Genomic DNA, 21,162 nt, shown 5'->3' on the forward strand with positions numbered 1-21,162 from the left:
TCTCTCCCCTATGGCTCCAGTCAGTCCGCCGTCCAGCCGCCATCTACAAGCAAAGCTGATCCGGTAATCATTGCGGCTGCATCTGACGCCAGGAATGTCACTGGCCCCATAATGGCGTCACGACACGAAAGTGGCGAATCTGTCCGACTTTTAAGAACGTATCCGGAACTCAGGTTGGTTTGACCGTGGTTGTCGTTGCTTTTTCGGCCTTGAGAGCTTCGTAGAGGGCGGTTTTCCCTATTTTCACGCGGGCCGCGGCTTCCCGGACGTTCAAACCGGCCGCCAGATGCTGGCGGGCTTTGGCAAGTTTGTCCGGGGTTACGACGACTTGTCGGCCACCGCGTCGGCCGCGTTCCTCTGCGGCTTGCAGACCGGCACGTGTTCGTTCCCGGATCAGATCGCGCTCGAACTGTGCCAGCGCGCCGAACAGGTGGAAGACCAGGCGACCGCCGGATGTCGTGGTGTCGATGTTTTCGGTGATGGATCGGAAGCCGACGCCTTTGGCCTCCAGTTCGGTGATGATCTCGATGAGGTGCTTCATCGACCGGCCGAGGCGGTCGAGCTTCCAGACTGTGAGCGTGTCGCCGTCGCGAACGTAGCGGATCGCCTCAGCCAATCCGGGGCGGTCAGTCTTCACGCCGGATGCCTTATCCTCGAACAGCCTTTCACAACCTGCTTTGCGCAAAGCGTCGAGTTGCAGGGCGGTGTCCTGCTCGCCGGTGGAGACCCTTGCATAGCCGATAGAGGTCATGAGACGTGGTTTGTCCGTTTTTCCGTTGAATTCGGACATTGTCCGATTTGCCGTTTCATGACAAGGTTTGCGGACAAGAACTGTGGATGCCGCGAAACGTTCGTTTGTCGGACACGCATTTTCCGTTTCGCTGCACTCTCCGCGGCGAAACGGGAAGATCAGAGAATGGCGCGAAGAGCATTACTGAGCGAGGCATGGTGGCAACAGGCGACGATCATCCCGGATAACGAAAGGGAGATCGCCAAACATTACACGCTGGATCGATCGGATCTCGACCTGATCATGCGACAGAACAAGGCCTCGAACAGACTGGGCCTCGCCTGTGTTCTGGCCACGCTACGATACCCTGGCCGACCGCTTGCGGATGGCGAGGTCCTGCCGGCTGGCGTCTTACGATTTCTGGCGCGGCAGATCGGCGTCGATCACCATGAGATCGATCGTTATTTCGAGCGCCCACAGACGCGGCGCGAGCATCTGGCCCTGCTTTTCTACAGAATGCAGATGCGTCCGTTTGTGCCTTCGGACGTGCGGGCACTCACAGGCTGGCTGACACCTGCCGCGCAAACCCTGCGCCAGGCCGATGTATTGGCGGATATGGTCGTGGAAGAACTGCGACGCAGGAGAATTCTTTTGCCAGCGCGGCCAGCGCTCGAAGCCATCATTCATGTGGCAATCAGGCGCGGCATTCGTATTGCTCATCGGGCCTTGGCCGGCGGGATCTCAGAAGGCCAAAAGCTCGATCTGGACAAGCTTCTCGATCCGCGTGAGGGGACAAGCGTGACCATTCTTGCCTGGGCGAGAACGCCGGCATTGTCGCCAGCCGCCGTCAACCTCGACAGAATTGCCGAGCGCATTCGTTTTCTCCGGTCTCTGAACCTGCCGACGACGTTGATGGATCGAATTCCGGCCAAGGTCTTTGACGAATTTGCTGCAGAGGGGACGCGAATGAGCGCGCAGCATCTGCGCGACCTTAACACCGAACGCCGACATGCTGTCCTGGCTGCAACAGTGCTCCACCTTTCCCGCCATCTCACCGATTGCGCGATCGACATGTTCAAGAAACTCATGGGCATCCTGACGCGGCGAGCCAATAACCAGGCGGCTGCTCGCGTCACCCGATCCGTTCGGGAAGTGCAGACGCCGTTGAAGGACGTTTCAAAAGTCTGCCATGCGATCATCAAGGCCAGAGAGAAGGGTGAGGACATGGCCAAAGCGCTTGATCTGGTCATCCAATGGCCAGCTTTTGCAACCAGTGTCCAGGCGGTTGATACGCTGATCGCGCCGGATGTTATCGACGGTAAAATCGAAATGCTCCAGCGCTATCCGACGATCAGGAAACTGGCGCCACAGTTTCTCTCCACTCTCGTGTTCCGCGGTCACGCAGTGGCGGCGAACCTCTTGCGGGCGCTATCCGTGGTCGCGGGTCTATATCGTACGGGCAAAAGGACCATACCCGACAAGGCACCGATCTCCTTTGCGCCGAAGGGCTGGATGCCTCTCATACTCAAAGATGGAAAGATTGATCGCAGGGCTTATGAGCTTTGCCTTTTCAGCGAATTGAAGCGCCGGCTCGATGCGGGCGATATCTGGGTGGAAGGAGCCAAACGCTTCCAGTCTTTCGAAAGCTTTCTCATTCCCACGCCGACATTCGAGCTGATGCGTGAGGAAGGAGCGCTTCCAATCGCCGTTGATACCGATGTCGAGACTTATCTTCGCCAACAGCGCCAGCTGCTGAACGATGGACTGGCTGACCTCTCGCGTCTGGCCGCAGCCGGCGAGCTCGACGATGTAGAACTGACCGGGGCGGGGTTTAGCGTCACGCCGCACAAGGCTATGTTTCCGGATATCGCCAAGTCGCTGAAGCTAAAGGTGGAAAGCCGTCTGCCTGCGATCCGCATCACTGACCTTTTGCTCGAGGTTGACGCCCGAACGGAATTTTCGAACGCCTTTACCCATTTGCGCAGCGGTCGGACGGCCGACAACAAGCTTGCGCTCCTCACCGCCATCCTGGCGGACGGCATCAATCTCGGTCTCACGAGAATGGCGGACGTTTCCCCCGGCATTACGATGCGCCAACTCGCCTGGGCGCACGACTGGCATATTCGCGAGGAAGGTTACACGGCCGCGCACGCCATTCTCGTCAACGCCCAGAGGCAATTGCCTCTGGCAAGCTTGTGGGGCGATGGAACAACGTCATCCTCCGATGGCCAGTATTTTCCGGCGGGCGGACACGCCGAGGCGATCGGCGACCTCAACGGCCGCTATGGTCCCAACCCCGGCGCCAAATTCTACCGGTTCACCTCTGACCAGTACGGCGCTTTCTACATCATCGCCATGAATGCCAATGCGAGCGAAGCCATCTATGTCCTCGATGGACTGCTCTATCATGGCAGCGATCTCGCCATCGAAACCCACTATGTCGATACCGGCGGGGTAAGCGATATGAGCTTCGCCCTTTGCCATCTCGTTGGTTTCCAGATTGTGCCTCGGCTGCGCGGTCTCAAGGATCGCAAGCTCTATCTCTTCCCGGGCGACGCGCCTCCCGAAAACCTGGCGCCGCTCGTTGGCGAGCACATCAACGTCGAGCGGATCAAGGCAAACTGGAACGACATCCTGCGGCTGGTCACGACGATCCGTTCCGGGCAGGTTCGGCCTTCGACCCTGTTGGCAAAGCTGTCCGCATTCCCACGCCAGAACGGACTGGCGTTGGCGCTACGCGATCTCGGTCGCATCAATCGGTCCATCTTTCTGCCCCAGTGGTGGCAGAACCCCGAAATGCGCAGGAACGCGACGGCCGGCCTCAACAAGAGCGAATCCCAGAACACCTTGGCCCGCGCACTGTTCTTCAATCGCCTCGGAGAATTGCGCGACCGGACTTTCGAGAGCCAGTTCTACCGAGCATCTGGACTGAACCTGCTAATCAACGCCATCGTCTACTGGAACACACTCTATCTCGAACCGGCGTTCGCCGAGCTCAACCGCGAGGGCATTCCCACGCCGCTTGACATCATCAAACACATTACCCCACTCGGCTGGCAGCACATCAGTCTCACCGGCGATTACATCTGGACCCCAACAGACGGCGTTGATCTCAGGCCATTGCGGCGCGAAACATCTATCCTCGCAGCGTGATCACCATACGTTCTCAAAAGTCGGACAGATCCAACACTTTCGTGTCGTGACGCCGTCAAGTGCCGCCGCGACCGTTTTGCTTCTGTCGTCCTGCGGCGAACCAAGCCTTCCGCCGCCGAGAGGCGACCAGCAGAGAACTGCCAGATCATGCTCCATCGCCTGGTCGAGAACTCCATCGACGATCGGGTCGAGTGCCAGCGGAGAAAACTCCACCTGATGACTGACAAGAGGAAGGTCAAGAAATGCGAGAAGTGCCCTCGTCTGTTCCGTCGTGAAATTCGAAACCCCGACGGATCGAATTTTCCCCGCCTCATAAGCCCTCTGCAGCACCGATGCGATCTCCGCGGGGTGCGTCAGAATATCCGGACGGTGTACCTGCCAGAGGTCGACATAGTCCGTACGAAGGCGGGCCAGCGAACCGTCAATTGCAGACTCTAGATACTCCGCCGAGGAATCATACGTCCCGAAGTCGATGCCGCCCTTTGTCGCAAGAACCATCTTGTCACGGAGTGACGGGCTTGCCGCGAAGACGTCGCCGAGCACTCTTTCCGCCGTGCCGAATGGCTGACCGTCTGGCCGGTAGATGTCGGCCGTATCAAAAAGGGTGACACCCGTTTCTAGAACGGCTTCAATCAGCGACCGTGCGGCATCCCCTTCCTGTTGGCCAAACCGCCACATACCCCACGACATCGAACTGACGGTGATGTCGCTTTTTCCAAGCTTCCGGGATAGCGGCGGAGTGTGCAGGTCGCTCATCTGGCTTCCGATCCTCAATTTTTGGTCACATGGAAGGCGCGCTCGGCCGGGCTCCCGTTTCCGAGTTTCGTGGCGTATGCCTCGACCTTCTCGATCGCAGTTCCCATCGAGCCGAAAAGACCTTCGAGCTGACTGGTATAGGCACCGATCGCCGGCCCCTTGTAATCGAAGGAGATCGACGCGACATCTGGTTCCCCAGCTCTCGGAAATCTCTTCAGCGCTTCCTTAGTGGAGTCGTATTCCGGCCACGGGTAGCTTTCCATGGCATAAGGGATTTCTTCGTAAAGCATGATATCCGTGTTCGGGATATCATTCCGGAGGCTCACAAGGGCGTCTCTTACCTGAATGTGGTCGACGTTGCCGCCGACGCCCAAAGGCGCGTAAACGGTAGTCCAGTGCCGCGACTGGAACATGCGCTGCAGTGCTTTCCGGATAAGTTCTTTAACATTGCCGTCCCACTCAGGGGTCGACTTCGCAAAGAGTTCGAGATTGCTCATATAAAACTCTCCACCGTCGCCCCGCCGGTAGATGGCATCCAACAATCCGGCGTTGATGTACTGGCAGCGTAGCGCTCCCATCGCCGCTACTTCTTCCTGGCGACGGACCTGATAGCTTGCGGCACCATTGCTCCATTCTTTATGATAGTGCTCAGCTAGAGGGGACAGTCCTTCTTCCGGTGGGTCCGCCGTGAATATGTTGAGGACAAGTACATCGTCGCCATTGGCGATGTCGCGTGATATGCGCCCGCCGCAGCTGAGGGCCGCGTCATCTAGGTGGGGGGAAACGTAGAGGCGACTTGCCATCTCACACCAACTCCATGTTCTTTTACTGAGTAGCGTCAAATAACATAAACCGTAGGCTTTTCGCCCTCAGTGAAATTTTTTCAAGATGACTGGGGCCGCGCTTGCCCGCAAGCTAGCGGACTAAAACTGCTGCCTTGCTTTCCCAACCTCTCACCGATGAACGAGAGGGGAAAAAATTGCGGCTTGAAACAAATTCAGCTACCGTCCTTATGCACGTGCTTGAGCTTCAGGCGAACCCAGCATCAAACATTTTTGCAGCAAATCAATCTATCCGCGCTTGCGATTGCAGTCGCTTGGCGAAGGTGATCATTTCCACCTATTGGCGTGTGAGGTAGATGATGGCGATAGCAAGTTTCCGACGAAGGGCGTGAGGCTCCAAGCGCCCCTGGAGTCGCGAGATGGCGAGGGACAGGCTACACTTGGGAGGCTTGTCTTGGCCGCCCAACAATTCTCTCGATTTACTACCGCGAAGTGGCTCTAAAGGCCGATCGTCGCTGCGACAGCCTTCGCACTTTGAGGAACTTCTCGCTATCAACTCTCCATAGCACGGCTGCAAGCTAGTCTTTCCTGAAAATGGCTAACCCGGAAAATGCCCATAATTGCAAGTAAGGGGTCCAGGAAACCAAGTGCGTCTATATTTGAGCACTGTGTTCACAAGACCCCCTTCAATAAACTGTCGTCAACGGTGTTGTCACGTTAACTGGGCTACAGTTGCCTGCCTGACGGTTTGGGCGTAAATTTTGGCGATGCAGACATCAGATATCATCTTCAAGCGTCACCGTGTTCCGCCACAGCTTATTGCTCATGCGGTGTGGCTTTATCTGCGGTTCAACCTTAGTCTGCGCGAAGTTGAAGAAATGCTGCTTGAGCGTGGAATCGACGTATCATACGAGACAGTTCGTCGTTGGATCGCCAAGTTCGGCCCCCAGATCACACGCAACTTGCGGCGGCGTCAGGCGCGCCCCGGCGATATTTGGTATTTGGACGAAGTGGTCGTCAAATGCGCTGGAGAAAAATTCTGGCTTTGGCGTGCGGTGGATCAACATGGCTCCGTTCTCGAAGAAATCTTGCAGAAGCGGCGTGATAAAAGGGCGGCAAAGCGATTGCTTGTGGCGTTAATGAAGCGCTATGGCTTTGCTCCCAAACGGATCATCACCGATAAGCTCCGCTCCTACGGTGCAGCAAAGGCAGAAGTGGCACCCGGCCTTGACCATTGGTCGCACAAGGGCCTCAATAATCGGGCCGAAAATAGCCATCTGCCGTTTAGGAAACGGGAGCGAACCATGCAAGGTCATCGGTCACCTGGAGCGTTGCAACGGTTCGTCTCCATGCACTCAGCGACCCGCAATTGTTTCTCTGTTCCATCTCGTCGCCGAGCCGCACACACAATTCGCTACCATCGCCTCGAAGCTTTCGATGCATGGAAAATTGCGGCCTGTTTCGCCTGAATATCTACGAGCCCCTGGCCTTTCCGGCCAGAGAAACTTAACGTGACAACACCCGGTACACAGATCGGAGGTCGCGTAAGCGACCTCGATGTCAATCAGGCTCTTTCTGCCGCACCGGATCTGACAGAAATGACAAGATTATGAGATACTACTGTGTTCTGGAGCGAGCGGTATTATAAACATCGCCACGCTCACGTTTTCCAACCGCCACGACCAACACCGTCACAGTGTCGTCGTTGACGGAGTAAACCAGCCGATAGCCCAATTGACGTAGTTTTATCTTATAGTGGTCAGGCATACCGTGGAGTGATGCGCTAACGACCCGCGGCGTTTCCAAACGTTCACGCAGTTTTTTCTTTAATTGCTCTCGGATTGTTGAGCCGAGTTTATTCCATTCTTTGAGAGCGGAGGGCAAAAATTCAAGCTTATAAGGCATCGATATCGACCGAAATGCCTTTTTCGTCGGCTCGTTTCCGGATTATCTCAGTCAGGCGAATATCGTCCAGCTGTTCGAGCATGGCTTCATAGACGCTGGCGGGAACCATATAAGCCATAATTCGATTATGATTAAGAACGGCGACAGCCTCGCCTTTTGCCTCGTCCATTACCGCGGACGGACTTTTTTTGAGGTCTGAAACACTAACCGCTATATTTGCTTCCACACGTTGCATGACAATTTCCGTATTTAATTCGGTATGGAAATTAGTACCATATTAAGTATGGCATTACAACGGTGAACCCGATCAGCCATTCGATGATCGGTTCTTAAAGCGTGTCGCGTTCAATCATATTCACGCGACACGCTTTAAGCTTTTGTTTTTACGCATGTCTCTGTCCCGAAACCGGTTCCCACTTTCGCGAGACATACTTGAGATCGTGCATTTCGAGCAATTGTCGGCTATTCGCAATAGCCATAGCCGGCTACGACTATTTCGTTGAATCCGTGCTTTGCGGTTTGGCGTCGACCTGGCTTTGTAAGTCTGCCATTTTCTTAACCAAGGAAAGAAGATCCCTCGTCGTGCTATGCGGTAGATTTGCTACAAGTTTAGCGAGTTCGACGCGTTCTCTCGCTTCTTCCTCATTATTACCCCACAAATGGGGTGCTGCCTCGTAAAGCATGTCGATGGGCATAACGTTGAGCACTTCACAGATATGGATCATGCGTGTGACGTGGAGTTTTGAAAATGCCCGCTCGTAACGGCCATAAACTGGCGTAGACAGTCCCATCAATGGCGCAAAATCGGCTTGTTTGAGGCCCACTTTTTCACGTGCATCGCGAAGGTATTTCGCAAGCCGCTGATCGATTTCTTCAAACGTGCTTATTCCGTTGAAGCCAGGACGCCTAAAGACCGGCTTATCAATCTCAGGATCATTGGTTTTTTCCAAAGAATGTTCATTAGCGAAATCCAATGACTTACGATTCACGCGGAAACCCCTTTTGCCTGCTGTGCCACAACAGCGATCTTTATCACATTTTCTTAAAATAGCAGCACTCCAGAGGGTGTTGTCACGTTAACTGGGCTGCAGTTGCCTGCCTGACGGTTTGGGCGTAAATTTTGGCGATGCAGACATCAGATATCATCTTCAAGCGTCACCGTTTTCCGCCACAGATCGTTGCTCATGCGGTGTGGCTTTATCTGCGGTTCAACCTTAGTCTGCGTGAAGTTGAAGAAATGCTGCTTGAGCGTGGAATCGACGTATCATACGAGACAGTTCGTCGTTGGATCGCCAAGTTCGGCCCCCAGATCACACGCAACTTGCGGCGGCGCCAGGCGCGCCCCGGCGATGTTTGGTATTTGGACGAAGTGGTCGTCAAATGCGCTGGAGAAAAATTCTGGCTTTGGCGTGCGGTGGATCAACATGGCTCCGTTCTCGAAGAAATCTTGCAGAAGCGGCGTGATAAAAGGGCGGCAAAGCGATTGCTTGTGGCGTTAATGAAGCGCTATGGCTTTGCTCCCAAACGGATCATCACCGATAAGCTCCGCTCCTACGGTGCAGCAAAGGCAGAAGTGGCACCCGGCCTTGACCATTGGTCGCACAAGGGCCTCAATAATCGGGCCGAAAATAGCCATCTGCCGTTTAGGAAACGGGAGCGAACCATGCAAGGTCATCGGTCACCTGGAGCGTTGCAACGGTTCGTCTCCATGCACTCAGCGACCCGCAATTGTTTCTCTGTTCCATCTCGTCGCCGAGCCGCACACACAATTCGCTACCATCGCCTCGAAGCTTTCGATGCATGGAAAATTGCGGCCTGTTTCGCCTGAATATCTACGAGCCCCTGGCCTTTCCGGCCAGAGAAACTTAACGTGACAACACCGCTGCAAGAGTTGGGAATGAATCGGCGCCCGCGACATCAAGTCAGAATAAGCAGGCTAAACCTCTCGAGACAACACCGGAACAACACCGGGCAAGTGCCATTGAAAATGCGAACCGTCGGGAAGACTCCCGCAACCGGTTGCGTGAGCTTCGTAAAGCCCGTGAACGCGAAAGCAAACATTTCGTCAACGTCTCGCTTGATTATGAAACCAAACGTCGACTTGAGAATGCAGCACACGACAACGGTCTCAAAATGACCGTCATACTCCGCGACGCAATTGATCAGTATCTCAAAGATAACGGATACTGATCATGCTTGGTCGAAGTTTTCTCGTCGGTATCACGGTCGGAATCGCCATTGGGATCTATATCGCTCCATCGCTGCGCACCAATCTTGATCTTCATACCGACGAACGGACGGTCGCTCGCCTGGCAAAACAAAGCGACGATGCCATTTGGCCTGATGACGAAACAGCCAGGACGGAGCTGTTTCGATTGTCGAACTGGAATTACGCCGAATACGGACGTTCTTCCAAAGTGTCGGTCCTGCGTTGTATTCCAATCAAAGAGCAGACTGTTGCATGCGAATTGTCTGCATCACTAAGCTGGCTGAACGAGCCCAAAGCCATCGAAGCCGTCTTCGAGGGGGCGGCCAATGATTGGCGCCTTGTGGCGGTGAAGTCCAGATAACTGATGTGACGACGATCGGCATTGGGAATTCCAAACGCTAGCGCCGAAAGCGCCCTCCTCCTTCATTTCAATATAAACGCGTGTTGAAACAGGCGAACACCACCTCTGGAGGGTGTTGTCACGTTAAGTTTCTCTGGCCGGAAAGGCCAGGGGCTCGTAGATATTCAGGCGAAACAGGCCGCAATTTTCCATGCATCGAAAGCTTCGAGGCGATGGTAGCGAATTGTGTGTGCGGCTCGGCGACGAGATGGAACAGAGAAACAATTGCGGGTCGCTGAGTGCATGGAGACGAACCGTTGCAACGCTCCAGGTGACCGATGACCTTGCATGGTTCGCTCCCGTTTCCTAAACGGCAGATGGCTATTTTCGGCCCGATTATTGAGGCCCTTGTGCGACCAATGGTCAAGGCCGGGTGCCACTTCTGCCTTTGCTGCACCGTAGGAGCGGAGCTTATCGGTGATGATCCGTTTGGGAGCAAAGCCATAGCGCTTCATTAACGCCACAAGCAATCGCTTTGCCGCCCTTTTATCACGCCGCTTCTGCAAGATTTCTTCGAGAACGGAGCCATGTTGATCCACCGCACGCCAAAGCCAGAATTTTTCTCCAGCGCATTTGACGACCACTTCGTCCAAATACCAAACATCGCCGGGGCGCGCCTGGCGCCGCCGCAAGTTGCGTGTGATCTGGGGGCCGAACTTGGCGATCCAACGACGAACTGTCTCGTATGATACGTCGATTCCACGCTCAAGCAGCATTTCTTCAACTTCACGCAGACTAAGGTTGAACCGCAGATAAAGCCACACCGCATGAGCAACGATCTGTGGCGGAAAACGGTGACGCTTGAAGATGATATCTGATGTCTGCATCGCCAAAATTTACGCCCAAACCGTCAGGCAGGCAACTGCAGCCCAGTTAACGTGACAACACCCTCAGTACCCTGCCCATGTGCAACCATGGTAACTATGGCTGTGCCGTCGCTAGGTAACCTTGCAGTTCAAACTTATTAAGCGACCTCCTCGATGCGACAAAGACTGTTATCGAACAAATTCGACATCAGCAGCAACTGCAAGAATGGATTCTGGACTTTCAAAAAACAAATTGTGCTGCGGAAAGGACCGCTCGCGAAAAACAGTTGGTCCATTACAGAAAACTGATCGAGTGAGGAACTGCTGCCATAGACAAAACGCGGTCAGTGGCAGGATTATGAATAAGGAAACTCAAAAAGGGTACCGAATGTCCGTATTTCAGAAAACTTTTCGCCTCTGATACGTGCGTCGCTGATCACGTACATCCTGTCGCACGCGGCGGCCTGTTGATCATTGAGAATCTGCACACCTTGTAACCCAACAAAAGAGGGGCGAGACGCTCAATGAATACATCAACAAATATCGATTAGACTTGGATGCCATCCATAGACGGCTGAGCAAAATTGGCAAAAGATATTGAGCTACTTTTCCACTGTTTCTCACATAGAAATGAACGCGTTTTTATTATAAAAGCATACTTTTGCTTCTTCGGAGAATTCGATTATTTGCTGCCGATCAGACAACTGAGACATATTTCTCGACACGGCGATACTAATAATGTCACCATCACACTGTGTGAATATATCGCCTTCTTCGTCCGAAGGCGGCCAATCCAAACTGCTCCACACGTCACGGTGCCAGCTGGAACCCTCGGGATATTCGCCATGGCATTTCCACGCGACCAGACGTATTTCGCTCTGTGTGGTTTCCGGTGTTCCGAAATCTGATACTAGGGGATCAAACGGCATCTCCGCCAGGTAAGCCTTCAGGTGTGCCGTGTCTGGAACAACGCATATTTCCAGCATCCAGTTCCCCTTCTGAAGCTTGGCAAGCTCCGGATCTGCTGATAAAAAAAGAAATGATGCGCCATATAACGGAAGGAAATGCTCTGGAACAAAACTAAAAGGAGATGTCCCGGTCCTGGTAACCGGAGAAGCTTTGTAGTTCGACCATTGATAGAAAATGCGATCATCGAACTGTTCGGATATCAGCCTGACGGTATCGAGAACTCGCTGTTGGAACTCCCAAATAAATCTGTATGCATACCGAACGTCTGTAAGTGTTTTATCCAAGCTCATTCAACGTGCCCCTTAGCATTTTTAATTGATCAAGAGACCAATTACGATTCACGCTCTTGAGCGTTGATAACGCGTCGATATGACGTTCCCCGCACAAAGCCAACGCTTCCAGAATGTCATCCAGAATTCTGGATTTTTGACCCTTCCGGTGAGCATGGGCGTGGACAACGTCAGTAAGCTTTGACCAGCTTGTTCCGCATATATTTGCATGGCCCACAGCTTCAATAGTTCGAGCTGCCAAGCCTTCAGTCCTGCGTTTAATGTTCGACCCAAGACCGCCCACTGCCAAAAAATAAAATTGGTGACGGTCATTGTCTGGAAATTGTTCAGTGTATGCTTCGATTTCCGCGATCCACTGATCAGAGTATTGGCTAAGTCCCTCACCCAGCTTGGCTTCGATCAAAACGTCAACGAGCACTTCCGGATCACCCAGGCTGAACTGCAGAAAAATGTCCGGTTCAACGAAATCGCGAGAAGACAGACTCCAACGCGGCCAGAATTCGACATTTTGTAACGTTGCAAGCTTGTATGATGGAAGAGCGTGACCGGATGTTTCACGCAAAATTTCCCACAACTCTGGGCCATCAAGATAGCATAGACGACTAAAAACGGAGGCAGTCAGAAAATCTTCTGATGCTTTGAAAATTTGTCGCCAGCTCAACTTTCCTTCGACACCAATGGTCTGTGTGCCTAAGTCTTTGCTATGTAAAAGCGCCCGCAGCATTGAGACCCCCTCCTCCACGACAACAGCGGTTTTATGAAATAGCAGCTATCTCTTCAAGTTGACCAGAACGTCCATAAGCTCTGAGCCTGTCTGGAATACCTTCGAATTGGCCGTGTAGCTTCGCTGGGCTTCGATCATATCGGTCAACTCCTGCGCAATATCGACGTTCGAATTTTCCAGCGCGCCAGTCCTGATCTTGCCGTTGCCGTTCGATGCGGCGGTTCCTAGCGTGACGTCGCCAGATTCAGCGGAGGGCGAGAACACGTTGCCGCTGATGACAGTCATTTTGTCCGGACTTGCAACATTGGCGATCGCGAGTTGATAGCGCGCAAGCATGTCGCCGTTTGCAGAGCGATCATAAACGATGCCGTCTTCCCCAATAACCGTATCGACGGTTGCGCTTGGAGCTTGCCCATTCAGTTCAGCAGCCGATATCTGATAATCGCCTGCAAGCTGTGTTGATGCGGCAAGATCAAGCGTCATGGTCTGTCCATTGGCTATCGCTATCTCAAGCGTACCACCTTCCAGAAGCTTGCCGTTTTGAGGATCAAACCGCATGAGCGACGTGGCAAGAGGCGCGCTTCCCGGAGCGCCATAGGGAAATCCGCCAGACGGTGACGCATCATCCCGATTGAAGACGGCGACTTCCCAGTTGAAATCCGCACCCTTGGTGAAATAGACATCCAGCGTTACGGCCCGTCCCTGATCATCATAAGCGATCAATGAGGTCTTATGCGAATAGACGCTGTTTGCCATATTATCGGCAGGCGTATTGCCGAGCACCGAAGGCTTGATGACTGGATCGGTCGTTGGAAGGTTCAGCGCTGCAAATATCCCCTCATTATCCATCAGGCTGGAGTCGGCCAAAGACATACTGTCGCTGAAATCGATGGGCCAGGTCTCCCCGCCCGGAAGCGTCACATTGAGACTGCCGCCACTGATCAGCGAACCCGTCGCGAGATCGAATTGAAGCGTTGTTTGACCGAGCGGGGCACTACTGTAAGGAAACGGAGCTCCAGCCCCGGTACTTGTCGCGTCAGCAGCGTTGTAGACTACCACTTCCCATGTGTCCGGCCCGGTGCGCGTATAATAGACGTCCAGCCCGACATTGCTCGGGAAACCTGCATATCCACGCAGGCTCATCCGTTCAGTCGGGGCACTTGCGGCGCTATTTGCTGATGCTGGCAGCTCACCTGCTGCCGTGTCGAGGATTGGTGCCAGCGTGGACAGGTTCGTATTGATTCTAACAGCTGGCGTCGAACCACCGGTTATTGCCTGCGTGAATCCTGACAAATCAACAAAGAAGTCATCATTTGGATCGCCAACGATTGGAGTACTACCGATCAGATCTCCGGTCACCGGATCGAAGTCGAGCTGGACCGAGCGCAATTCGACATTGCCACTCGTCAGGTCATAGGGAAACCCTGTCGATGGCGCACCATCCGTTTCAACGATAGTTACTTCCCAGCGGTTATCAGCAATCTTCGTGAAATAGGTTTCCGTGGTCACGAATTCGCCAGCGCTATTCAGGCTAGCCGTCGTCAGCTTGCGGTTCCACGCGCTATACGGGCTATTCTCCGATGGTGGAACATTGATGATTGCCTGTCCGACGTCCGGACCATTCGCAGGCAAGTTGACTGTGAAAGTGCCGTTTGTCGTTGGTTCTGCCGGAAAACTGCTTTGTCCGAGCGTAATAGGCACCATACCATCAAACCCGTTGCCTGCGCCTGTAAACGGATAAGGATAACCCATGAGGGTAAAGCCAGCCACGTTCACCAGATCGCCATTCTTGTCAGGAACGAACGATCCAGCTCGCGTCAGATAAGGCATGCCGCTGGCGTCCTGCACAACGAAGAAGCCATTGCCGTCGAGAGCCAGGTCTGTCGTCGAACTCGTCGACGTTAATCCGCCCTGAGCACCGATGTTATGGCGTACCTGCGTCAGCACACTGCCGGAATTGTAATTGCCTGACGCTGACGGCAGCACCAGCGACGAAAACTCAGTCGAACCGCGCTTGTATCCATTGGTGCTGGCATTCGCGATATTGTCAGCCACTGCACTTAATTTATTTGCCTGAGCGTTCATCCCTGAAACGCCCGTACGCATCATTCCGTACAAACCCATAGCTACCCCCGAAGCATCAATTCTCACCATAACAACCGAGGCTTGCATGAACCTTGTGCCGAGCTCATTCCAGTTTTAGCGCAAATACTACAATAAAATAGGGTATCCGGTGCGAACAGTTACGGATCAATCCAATGTTGACTCGATTGCAATGAAGCAACCTACGAGGGCACGGGTAAGCGGAAGCCTCGTCATATTTCCCGTTGAAGCTGCAAAGATTTAACGCTATCGAAATCTCAGGGGTTGGGGTTTCAGATGGCGATATTGCGAAATGTTCGAAACGGATATCGGGTTACGAGCGCGGTTTGTTTGATTGCATCAGCGCTGTCCTTCTATTCGTCTTCGCAATTTGCGGCTGTGAAATTGGCTTTCAACTATTGGGATCCACTTTCGATAACCGAATATCGTCTGAATCAATTGACGACAGGCGATTTCATAACCGAAATTAAGGCCTCGCTTGCCGAAGACGATATCACTGAGGCAGGCAATCTTGTTGCCCTTGCCCAGGAACACGGCCATGAAATCCCTGCTGAATTTATAAACAAGACCAAGGAATCCGTTTTCCAGTTTGGACTGCGCAATCTGACAGAGTTCATAAAAGGCGCGACAACCGGTGAAGCTACGTCAGCGACGGCCATTGGCGGAGCACTGGCAGCCGATTATGTCGGAGTGGGTGATGTGCGTGACGCGGTCATCCAAGGCGGTTATCTTATTCAAGGTCAGGACTACGACAAGATAACGCTCGGTCTCTCACTATTCGGATTGGCTACGGTCGTCCCAGGTTCCGGTGCCGTCGACCTCGGTGCTTCTGTTGTCAAAACGGCCAACAAGGCTGGCAAACTCTCCAAACCACTTCGAAACCGTGTTGGAAAGCTGGCATCAGAATTGGTTGATGTGAGCGCACTCCGGAAGGGACTTTCGGAAGTCAAGCTGCCAACTTTCCGAACACCAGCTATCCGAGAAGTCCGATCAACCGTTTCGAATATAAAGAGGTCTGACGTCATGAAGGGCGACTTCTCTGGTTTTGGTGCCCTGATCAAGAGCATGATGCCCATTGATGTCGGCGCTGCCAAAGTAAGTTTCAAAGGTGCAATTAAGCCGAGTGTGGCAACAGAAGTTGGATCACTCGTCAGCGACGCCTCATCAATCACCAAGGTAGGCGGGGTAAAGACAACATTCCGCGTTCTTGAACACGCAGACGACGCACGGGATTTGTCACGGTTCTCGAAGTTGACGGCCAAATTCGGGGAACAAACCTCTGCAGTTGTCAGAATACTGGGCAAAACGGCGATCAAGTTAGGCAAGCTGGCATACTGGCTTGTTACACTGATGATCGGCGTTCTGGGGTGGGTTTTGTGGGCGTCGTGGCTGTTGTTTTCCGTAACAAGGGGAACGTCACGTCTGTTTGTCAGAAAAGCGGGTAAGGCATGAAGTTCGGGAAGAATAAGTCCACATTGGCATTGATCGCAACAGGCGTGGGCGGTGCCGCCGTTGCGGGGTTTGGTTTGTCCATGGGTCGCGACATCTACAAGGGCACCAAAAAGAATGGCGGCAACCTGCTGCTATTACTCGCTGTCATCTTTTGCCCCTTCATCGGCGGCCGAGGTCTTATCAGAGGACATGACCGTGGCGTCCTGGGCACCCTCTTCCTGACTTATATCGGCAGCATCTTGCTTATCGCCCTTGGCTTCATTGCCGCTTCAATTCTCGCATTTGAAGGCCTCGCCGCCGCCACGAAAGAAAGCGAAGCGGGTGGCGTGATCATGCTGGCTATCATGATTGGCGCTGCTGTCACCGCGTTTCTTACTGGAATTGGTATGCTGACTGGATTGTATCAGCGTCCCAAGCGACTTCGCGCATTCGCCGTCAATCGCCATAACGAACGCTTTCTCGCAGAAAATGGCTTCAACGAAACTGATGGCAAGGACATCACCCACTACGCGCCAGACGGCCAGGCTTTGCGTTTCTTGGAAGCACATCCAGGAAAGCTGGTTTTCATGGCCGTTGGGAAACGTGGCAAACGCGCTTTCATCGATCTCGATGAGGATGGCAGAATGACGTCGTATACGGGAGTTGTCTGATCTGGGATATGAAATCGCTCAACTGACAAGAGTTCAAACGGCGGGTTGGTTTGCAGGCCCCAAAATCGTTGCCGTTATGCAACACCCATTTTATTTGGCAAAAAGGTGTAAATATCTCGGCGTTTGAAACGTATCTACATGGGCGAGCGATCCTGCCCGCGATTTCGATCAGGAGAACCCATATTTGGATCGTATCAAACGCCCTTTCATAAGCCTGCCCTATCGCAAGCGCCGCGATGCCTTCATTCGCTGGCGATGGCGGATTTTAAAGGACACCCCGATTTATGGCGGACTGTTCACTAGCCAATTGCAATTAGATGATCAGGATGAGAGCTCGGATTGGTTCGATTTTCTATTTGTTGGCTTAGATGGTCAAACCGTTTGGAATGCCTTCATTATTACCGCCCACGCCGCGTTTCTCGGTGCTGACCGGTCGGAAGGTTTCGATACTTCGGAAATTTACGAGTGTTTCAAGATCGACCAGAGCTTTCCCAACGAGGTCGGTTTGGACGTCGTTGTCGACGAACCTTTCATTGACCGGACAGTCATTGAAAATGCCATCCTTCACTTCCGGACGTTAGGCGAGGTCGAATGGATTAATTCCGTCCCAGTACCGCAAGAACATCTACTGCCTGAAAAGGGGATCCCGCATGGATGAAATCAGTGTCGGCAAAGTGGGCATCTTCTGGATTGTGCGGTGGCAAGGCTGCATCAGGCTTTTGTCTGGTTCCTGCTCAATTGAGGAAGGCGAGCCATATGGTGAAATGGTCACATATGGGACTGGGCATTATACGACGTGGGATCGTTGGCAAAAGTCCAGAAACATGCCGTTAGAGCGCGGTATTACAAATGCCTTTGAGTATGAGGAATGGCCACGGGGTCGTGTGTCGTTCTGCCGAAATACGAGGAAATATCTACTTCTTTGCGACCGGAAAATTATGCGGGATGACCTGATCACAGACATTCTGGCCAAATTCTGCATCCCGAAAGATGAAGTCACCATAGATGGCGACCCGCATTATCGGAGCGTTGAAAACTTGGCTTGACTGACAATCGAAACAGATGATCGATATAGCAGGGCTTTGGGGGAATTATGAAAATCTGTATTCATCGCGGCAGCGATCAAATTGGCGGCTCTTGCGTCGAGCTAGAGCACGACGGTGCAAGGATTCTCATTGATTTGGGGCAACCACTCGATGTCGAATATGAGGACGCCGAACTACCTGCCATATCCGATATTCACAACGTCAAGGGCGTCGTTCTGAGCCACGGACATCGGGATCATTGGGGATTGTTGCCAAAGATAGATAGGCAGATTCCTGTTCACCTCGGAGCGAAGACATTTTCAATTTTGAAAGCAGCTGAGCCATTTGTGCCAGGCGGCTACGCGCCTCGGAACGCCCTCACCTATTCTCACAAGAAAGCCTTTGAGATCGGGCCATTCCAGATCACACCGCATCTGATGGATCACTCGGGTTTTGATGCCTACAGCCTGGTAATAGAAGCTGGTGGGAAACGCGTTCTGTATTCAGGGGATGTGCGTGGTCATGGCCGCAAAGCCAAAATGTTTGAAGGCTTCATCAACAATCCACCCGAAGCCATTGATGTGATGTTAATGGAAGGCTCCAGCCTTGGGCGATTGACCGCATCAGAAAGATTTGAAACCGAAGCCGAGATTGAAGAGCGCCTGCGAGAGGCGATTACGAGAACGTCCGGGATGCTGTTGGTTGCATGTTCTGTTCAGAATATTGACCGCGTGGTGAGCGTCTATCGAGCAGCCAAACGCAATGGCCGTCAGCTACTGGTTGATGCATACGGAGCCGAAGTTCTGAAGGCGACAGAGACCGCGTCAATTCCCAAGCCTGCTGACGGCTGGGATGATGTGAAGGTTTTCATTCCGCAGTTTCAACGACGCCATCTTGTTCGCAACGGGATCGCCCATTTGGTCGACGGCTACAAAGGTCGCCGGATATTCCAAGAAGGATTGCCAGACGTCGCTTCAAAATCTGTAATGATCGTTCGTCCGTGGATGATGTCCGAACTGTCTCAGATCGGTGCTCTGGAAGAATCGAGAGCTATCTGGTCACAATGGGACGGATACTTGCAGGAGGAATCCGGAATAAAGTTTATCGCCACGTGCGAAGCCTTAAATGTCCCCATGGAGACAATACACACGTCGGGGCATGCTGATATTCAGGATTTGCAACGGTATGCGAATGCTGTGGCCCCGAAGAGGCTGGTTCCCATTCACACATTCTTCCCTGAACGTTTCTCTGAACTTTTTAGTAATGTGAACACAGTTGAAGAAGGTGAATGGGTACAAATGTAAAGAAGATTCTAAAACTTACTGATAATCTAAATTGAGGGGGAAACATGCGAAATATAATCTGGTGGCTACTGTCCTATACATTAATATTTCCGAATATCGCTTTGGCTGAACCGATATCACTAAAAGGTTTGGATTGGTCGATGGACTACCCGGATATGATCAATCATTTGAATTCTGATCGATATCAATGCATCGGAGAGACAAATATTCTATTCAAGAAGGGAACTCCTGAAGGAGAGAGAATAATAGCATATCTATGTAACAAGGGTTCAGCGCAAGTCCGGCTTTCAGCAACTGAGATTAGGTTCAATTGCTCCGCATTTGATATGTGTGCACATCCTGCAGACGATGTTGCCCAGCGATTGGTCAATGCGGGGAAAGTGGATGAATTAACCCCGAGCATGAACCAGGATGAGGTGATGTCCATAATAGATCCCACGAACAGTGTATCTACTCAGTGGTGTGGTGTTGGTAACGACGGAGACGGGGTCTGTGTGAGTGAAAACCCACGCGATGGAAATCTACGTTATGTCACTCTCAAAAAAGGGTCTATCGGCAAAAGTCTAAGCTTTGACTGAGTCAAGCACCTGAACTTACACATTTAAGAGAAATCCAGTAAGAGAAGCAGAAAATGAGTTCAAATAAACGCGAAGCGTTCAGACGGTTCATTAAGCCCGAGAACATGGAAATCCTCCAGCGTCTTGCTGCTGCAAGCGACGAAAACTGGTTCAAAGATGCCCTTCAAGACAAAGACGTTTTCTTCGCGCTGCGTGACAATCGCGTTGACGCCTACGCGAAAGGTGCCCTTGTGCACCGTATTGAATTCAAGAATGGCAAAGCGATCCCTCATACGCATGTCAAATATCTGATTAAAGAACCCAAAAAATCTAGAGAATACATATCGCTCGAAGAAAATGCATTTCAGTATGATCCCGGCGAATGCATGCAGACCAAGTATGAGGCAGGTCAAACGCTCAAATCCATCAAAGCTGCAGCATTATACTATTCACCAAAATCAAGTGAAAGCTACGGTGTCTCAAGCATTATCGCGAAAAATTCGAACATCATAGATATCGAGTTTTCGCTGAAACAGAGTACCGATGAATCGGCCGAGCCACCAGTGCTTTCGGAATCTTCACAATCTGAGACTGGACAAAAATCGAAGCATGACCGCATTGACATCGTGCAACTGGAGAAATCGAAGGATTTCTACCAACTGGTTTTTTGGGAGGCAAAGCTATACGCAAACAGTGATCTGTTTAGTAACAAAATCATAGCTCAGCTTGATAGGTATTCGCAACAGATTAAACGACATGAGCAAGCGATAATTGAAGCTTATCGTAAAGTATGCCAATTTCAATTTGATATTAATTCTTTGCGCCCTCACCGTTTCCACAATGACGAATTAAAAAATATCGCAGAGAGGTCGGTTGATTTAAAGGTGGACGATAAACCACGACTTGCGATCTTCACTTACGACGCCTCACAGAAAACACGCCTCAAGGAAAGAGTGGAGACGCTTTCCAATGAGTTGGGCAAAAGGCGAATTGTTCACAAAGGAAATTCGAGTGAATTGATCCTGAAATAAGCGATTTGGAGCGTGAACAGTACGGTGGCACTCTGGCCATGCCCTAACGGAGGCCACCAATTCATCACAGGTCAGGATAAAGTACGCTGCTGCACCCGTTGATTATACTGACTAATTGACACGTGTAGCGACGCTCAATACAGATTGAACGTATTGTGGCTACATCCTGCACTTATAGTTGTATAACAGGCCGTGGCTGGCGGGGAATTACGGGGGCCGAAATGACTGATGATTGTTTGGAAGATATTGGTGCACATTCTGTTTCTCTAAGTGCTTTGTCCTAGTCTTTGCGGGGCAGATAGCGAATATCTGCATC

General features: G+C 52.3%; 21 protein-coding genes and 1 pseudogene. 11 read left to right on the forward strand and 11 right to left on the reverse strand.

Annotated features, from left to right (window positions below; all coding sequences use genetic code 11):
- Positions 1 to 20: 20 nt before the first annotated feature.
- Both MKS82_RS17700 and MKS82_RS17705 read right to left on the reverse strand, forming a co-directional pair.
- A pseudogene (locus MKS82_RS17700) lies at positions 21 to 113 on the reverse strand (3-oxoacyl-ACP reductase); the annotation flags it as partial.
- Positions 114 to 169: 56 nt separating this feature from the next.
- A complete protein-coding gene (locus MKS82_RS17705) occupies positions 170 to 751 on the reverse strand; it encodes a recombinase family protein (protein ID WP_109614887.1) in 582 nt (193 codons plus the stop codon).
- A gap of 165 nt (positions 752 to 916) precedes the next feature.
- On the opposite strand from MKS82_RS17705, the gene MKS82_RS17710 reads away from it, so the two are divergent.
- Positions 917 to 3,883 (forward strand): Tn3 family transposase, encoded by a 2,967-nt coding sequence (locus tag MKS82_RS17710; RefSeq protein WP_109614870.1) that lies wholly within the window; start codon positions 917 to 919, stop codon positions 3,881 to 3,883.
- Here the strand turns inward: MKS82_RS17710 and MKS82_RS17715 are convergent, their stop codons facing one another.
- Together MKS82_RS17715 and MKS82_RS17720 are read right to left on the reverse strand one after the other, a co-directional pair.
- A complete protein-coding gene (locus MKS82_RS17715; RefSeq protein WP_240579104.1) occupies positions 3,884 to 4,639 on the reverse strand; it encodes an aldo/keto reductase in 756 nt (251 codons plus the stop codon).
- Between the two features lie 14 nt (positions 4,640 to 4,653).
- Entirely contained in the window at positions 4,654 to 5,442 is a 789-nt protein-coding gene (locus MKS82_RS17720; RefSeq protein ID WP_240579105.1) for a PIG-L family deacetylase, read from the reverse strand.
- Between the two features lie 746 nt (positions 5,443 to 6,188).
- Between MKS82_RS17720 and MKS82_RS17725 the strand changes: the two genes are divergently transcribed.
- The gene (locus tag MKS82_RS17725) at positions 6,189 to 6,890 is read left to right on the forward strand and encodes an IS6 family transposase (RefSeq protein ID WP_240579040.1); all 702 of its coding nucleotides are present in this window, start codon (positions 6,189 to 6,191) and stop codon (positions 6,888 to 6,890) included.
- A gap of 148 nt (positions 6,891 to 7,038) precedes the next feature.
- Here the strand turns inward: MKS82_RS17725 and MKS82_RS17730 are convergent, their stop codons facing one another.
- From MKS82_RS17730 to MKS82_RS17740, 3 genes are all read right to left on the reverse strand, one after another.
- Complete coding sequence (locus tag MKS82_RS17730) at positions 7,039 to 7,326, reverse strand: type II toxin-antitoxin system RelE family toxin (protein WP_240579106.1); 288 nt, start codon at positions 7,324 to 7,326, stop codon at positions 7,039 to 7,041.
- Positions 7,316 to 7,561, reverse strand: coding sequence for a type II toxin-antitoxin system Phd/YefM family antitoxin (locus MKS82_RS17735; RefSeq protein ID WP_240579107.1), 246 nt, complete (start codon positions 7,559 to 7,561; stop codon positions 7,316 to 7,318). Before MKS82_RS17735 ends, MKS82_RS17730 begins: the two co-directional genes overlap by 11 nt.
- Positions 7,562 to 7,817: 256 nt before the next feature.
- A complete protein-coding gene (locus MKS82_RS17740) occupies positions 7,818 to 8,315 on the reverse strand; it encodes a helix-turn-helix domain-containing protein (protein WP_240579108.1) in 498 nt (165 codons plus the stop codon).
- A 137-nt stretch (positions 8,316 to 8,452) separates the two neighbouring features.
- On the opposite strand from MKS82_RS17740, the gene MKS82_RS17745 reads away from it, so the two are divergent.
- From MKS82_RS17745 to MKS82_RS17755, 3 genes are all read left to right on the forward strand, one after another.
- A complete protein-coding gene (locus MKS82_RS17745) occupies positions 8,453 to 9,154 on the forward strand; it encodes an IS6 family transposase (RefSeq protein ID WP_109365644.1) in 702 nt (233 codons plus the stop codon).
- Between the two features lie 191 nt (positions 9,155 to 9,345).
- On the forward strand, positions 9,346 to 9,516 hold the full coding sequence (locus MKS82_RS17750) for a ribbon-helix-helix protein, CopG family (RefSeq protein ID WP_161662580.1): 171 nt from the start codon (positions 9,346 to 9,348) through the stop codon (positions 9,514 to 9,516).
- A 2-nt stretch (positions 9,517 to 9,518) separates the two neighbouring features.
- A complete protein-coding gene (locus tag MKS82_RS17755; protein ID WP_240579109.1) occupies positions 9,519 to 9,896 on the forward strand; it encodes a hypothetical protein in 378 nt (125 codons plus the stop codon).
- Between the two features lie 164 nt (positions 9,897 to 10,060).
- On the opposite strand, the gene MKS82_RS17760 is transcribed toward MKS82_RS17755, so the two are convergent.
- The 4 genes from MKS82_RS17760 to MKS82_RS29670 all read right to left on the reverse strand — a co-directional run bounded on the left by MKS82_RS17760 (position 10,061) and on the right by MKS82_RS29670 (position 14,848).
- A complete protein-coding gene (locus MKS82_RS17760) occupies positions 10,061 to 10,762 on the reverse strand; it encodes an IS6 family transposase (protein ID WP_109365644.1) in 702 nt (233 codons plus the stop codon).
- Between the two features lie 599 nt (positions 10,763 to 11,361).
- Positions 11,362 to 12,000 carry a hypothetical protein gene (locus MKS82_RS17765; RefSeq protein ID WP_240579110.1) on the reverse strand — a complete coding sequence of 213 codons (639 nt, stop codon included), beginning with the start codon at positions 11,998 to 12,000 and terminating at the stop codon, positions 11,362 to 11,364.
- Positions 11,987 to 12,724, reverse strand: a complete 738-nt coding sequence (locus MKS82_RS17770) for a hypothetical protein (RefSeq protein WP_240579111.1) — start codon at positions 12,722 to 12,724, stop codon at positions 11,987 to 11,989. The genes MKS82_RS17765 and MKS82_RS17770 overlap by 14 nt, the downstream gene beginning before the upstream one ends.
- A 45-nt stretch (positions 12,725 to 12,769) precedes the next feature.
- Complete coding sequence (locus MKS82_RS29670) at positions 12,770 to 14,848, reverse strand: flagellar hook-basal body complex protein (RefSeq protein ID WP_445558086.1); 2,079 nt, start codon at positions 14,846 to 14,848, stop codon at positions 12,770 to 12,772.
- A gap of 255 nt (positions 14,849 to 15,103) precedes the next feature.
- Here MKS82_RS29670 and MKS82_RS17785 point away from each other — a divergent pair, with 255 nt between their 5' ends.
- The 6 genes from MKS82_RS17785 (at position 15,104) to MKS82_RS17810 (ending at position 20,846) form a co-directional block, all read left to right on the forward strand.
- Positions 15,104 to 16,279: a transcriptional regulator gene (locus MKS82_RS17785; RefSeq protein ID WP_240579112.1), complete on the forward strand. Its 1,176-nt coding sequence runs from the start codon at positions 15,104 to 15,106 to the stop codon at positions 16,277 to 16,279.
- Entirely contained in the window at positions 16,276 to 16,929 is a 654-nt protein-coding gene (locus tag MKS82_RS17790; protein ID WP_240579113.1) for a hypothetical protein, read from the forward strand. Before MKS82_RS17785 ends, MKS82_RS17790 begins: the two co-directional genes overlap by 4 nt.
- Before the next feature lie 184 nt (positions 16,930 to 17,113).
- Positions 17,114 to 17,587, forward strand: coding sequence for a hypothetical protein (locus tag MKS82_RS17795; protein WP_240579114.1), 474 nt, complete (start codon positions 17,114 to 17,116; stop codon positions 17,585 to 17,587).
- Positions 17,580 to 17,975, forward strand: a complete 396-nt coding sequence (locus MKS82_RS17800) for a hypothetical protein (RefSeq protein WP_240579115.1) — start codon at positions 17,580 to 17,582, stop codon at positions 17,973 to 17,975. The genes MKS82_RS17795 and MKS82_RS17800 overlap by 8 nt, the downstream gene beginning before the upstream one ends.
- 47 nt (positions 17,976 to 18,022) lie before the next feature.
- Entirely contained in the window at positions 18,023 to 19,258 is a 1,236-nt protein-coding gene (locus tag MKS82_RS17805; RefSeq protein WP_240579116.1) for an MBL fold metallo-hydrolase, read from the forward strand.
- Between the two features lie 631 nt (positions 19,259 to 19,889).
- Entirely contained in the window at positions 19,890 to 20,846 is a 957-nt protein-coding gene (locus MKS82_RS17810) for a hypothetical protein (protein ID WP_240579117.1), read from the forward strand.
- Positions 20,847 to 21,162: the final 316 nt, after the last annotated feature.

The sequence above is a fragment of the Ochrobactrum sp. A-1 genome (assembly GCF_022488005.1).
Classification (GTDB): Bacteria; Pseudomonadota; Alphaproteobacteria; order Rhizobiales; family Rhizobiaceae; genus Brucella.

Excerpts from the sequence above, each read along its gene's own strand:
- MKS82_RS17705 (WP_109614887.1), bottom strand. The coding sequence starts at position 751 with ATGACCTCTATCGGCTATGCAAGGGTCTCCACCGGCGAGCAGGACACC.
- MKS82_RS17710 (WP_109614870.1), top strand. The coding sequence starts at position 917 with ATGGCGCGAAGAGCATTACTGAGCGAGGCATGGTGGCAACAGGCGACG.
- MKS82_RS17715 (WP_240579104.1), bottom strand. The coding sequence starts at position 4,639 with ATGAGCGACCTGCACACTCCGCCGCTATCCCGGAAGCTTGGAAAAAGC.
- MKS82_RS17720 (WP_240579105.1), bottom strand. The coding sequence starts at position 5,442 with ATGGCAAGTCGCCTCTACGTTTCCCCCCACCTAGATGACGCGGCCCTC.
- MKS82_RS17725 (WP_240579040.1), top strand. The coding sequence starts at position 6,189 with ATGCAGACATCAGATATCATCTTCAAGCGTCACCGTGTTCCGCCACAG.
- MKS82_RS17730 (WP_240579106.1), bottom strand. The coding sequence starts at position 7,326 with ATGCCTTATAAGCTTGAATTTTTGCCCTCCGCTCTCAAAGAATGGAAT.
- MKS82_RS17735 (WP_240579107.1), bottom strand. The coding sequence starts at position 7,561 with ATGCAACGTGTGGAAGCAAATATAGCGGTTAGTGTTTCAGACCTCAAA.
- MKS82_RS17745 (WP_109365644.1), top strand. The coding sequence starts at position 8,453 with ATGCAGACATCAGATATCATCTTCAAGCGTCACCGTTTTCCGCCACAG.
- MKS82_RS17755 (WP_240579109.1), top strand. The coding sequence starts at position 9,519 with ATGCTTGGTCGAAGTTTTCTCGTCGGTATCACGGTCGGAATCGCCATT.
- MKS82_RS17760 (WP_109365644.1), bottom strand. The coding sequence starts at position 10,762 with ATGCAGACATCAGATATCATCTTCAAGCGTCACCGTTTTCCGCCACAG.
- MKS82_RS17765 (WP_240579110.1), bottom strand. The coding sequence starts at position 12,000 with ATGAGCTTGGATAAAACACTTACAGACGTTCGGTATGCATACAGATTT.
- MKS82_RS17770 (WP_240579111.1), bottom strand. The coding sequence starts at position 12,724 with ATGCTGCGGGCGCTTTTACATAGCAAAGACTTAGGCACACAGACCATT.
- MKS82_RS29670 (WP_445558086.1), bottom strand. The coding sequence starts at position 14,848 with ATGGGTTTGTACGGAATGATGCGTACGGGCGTTTCAGGGATGAACGCT.
- MKS82_RS17785 (WP_240579112.1), top strand. The coding sequence starts at position 15,104 with ATGGCGATATTGCGAAATGTTCGAAACGGATATCGGGTTACGAGCGCG.
- MKS82_RS17790 (WP_240579113.1), top strand. The coding sequence starts at position 16,276 with ATGAAGTTCGGGAAGAATAAGTCCACATTGGCATTGATCGCAACAGGC.
- MKS82_RS17800 (WP_240579115.1), top strand. The coding sequence starts at position 17,580 with ATGGATGAAATCAGTGTCGGCAAAGTGGGCATCTTCTGGATTGTGCGG.
- MKS82_RS17805 (WP_240579116.1), top strand. The coding sequence starts at position 18,023 with ATGAAAATCTGTATTCATCGCGGCAGCGATCAAATTGGCGGCTCTTGC.
- MKS82_RS17810 (WP_240579117.1), top strand. The coding sequence starts at position 19,890 with ATGAGTTCAAATAAACGCGAAGCGTTCAGACGGTTCATTAAGCCCGAG.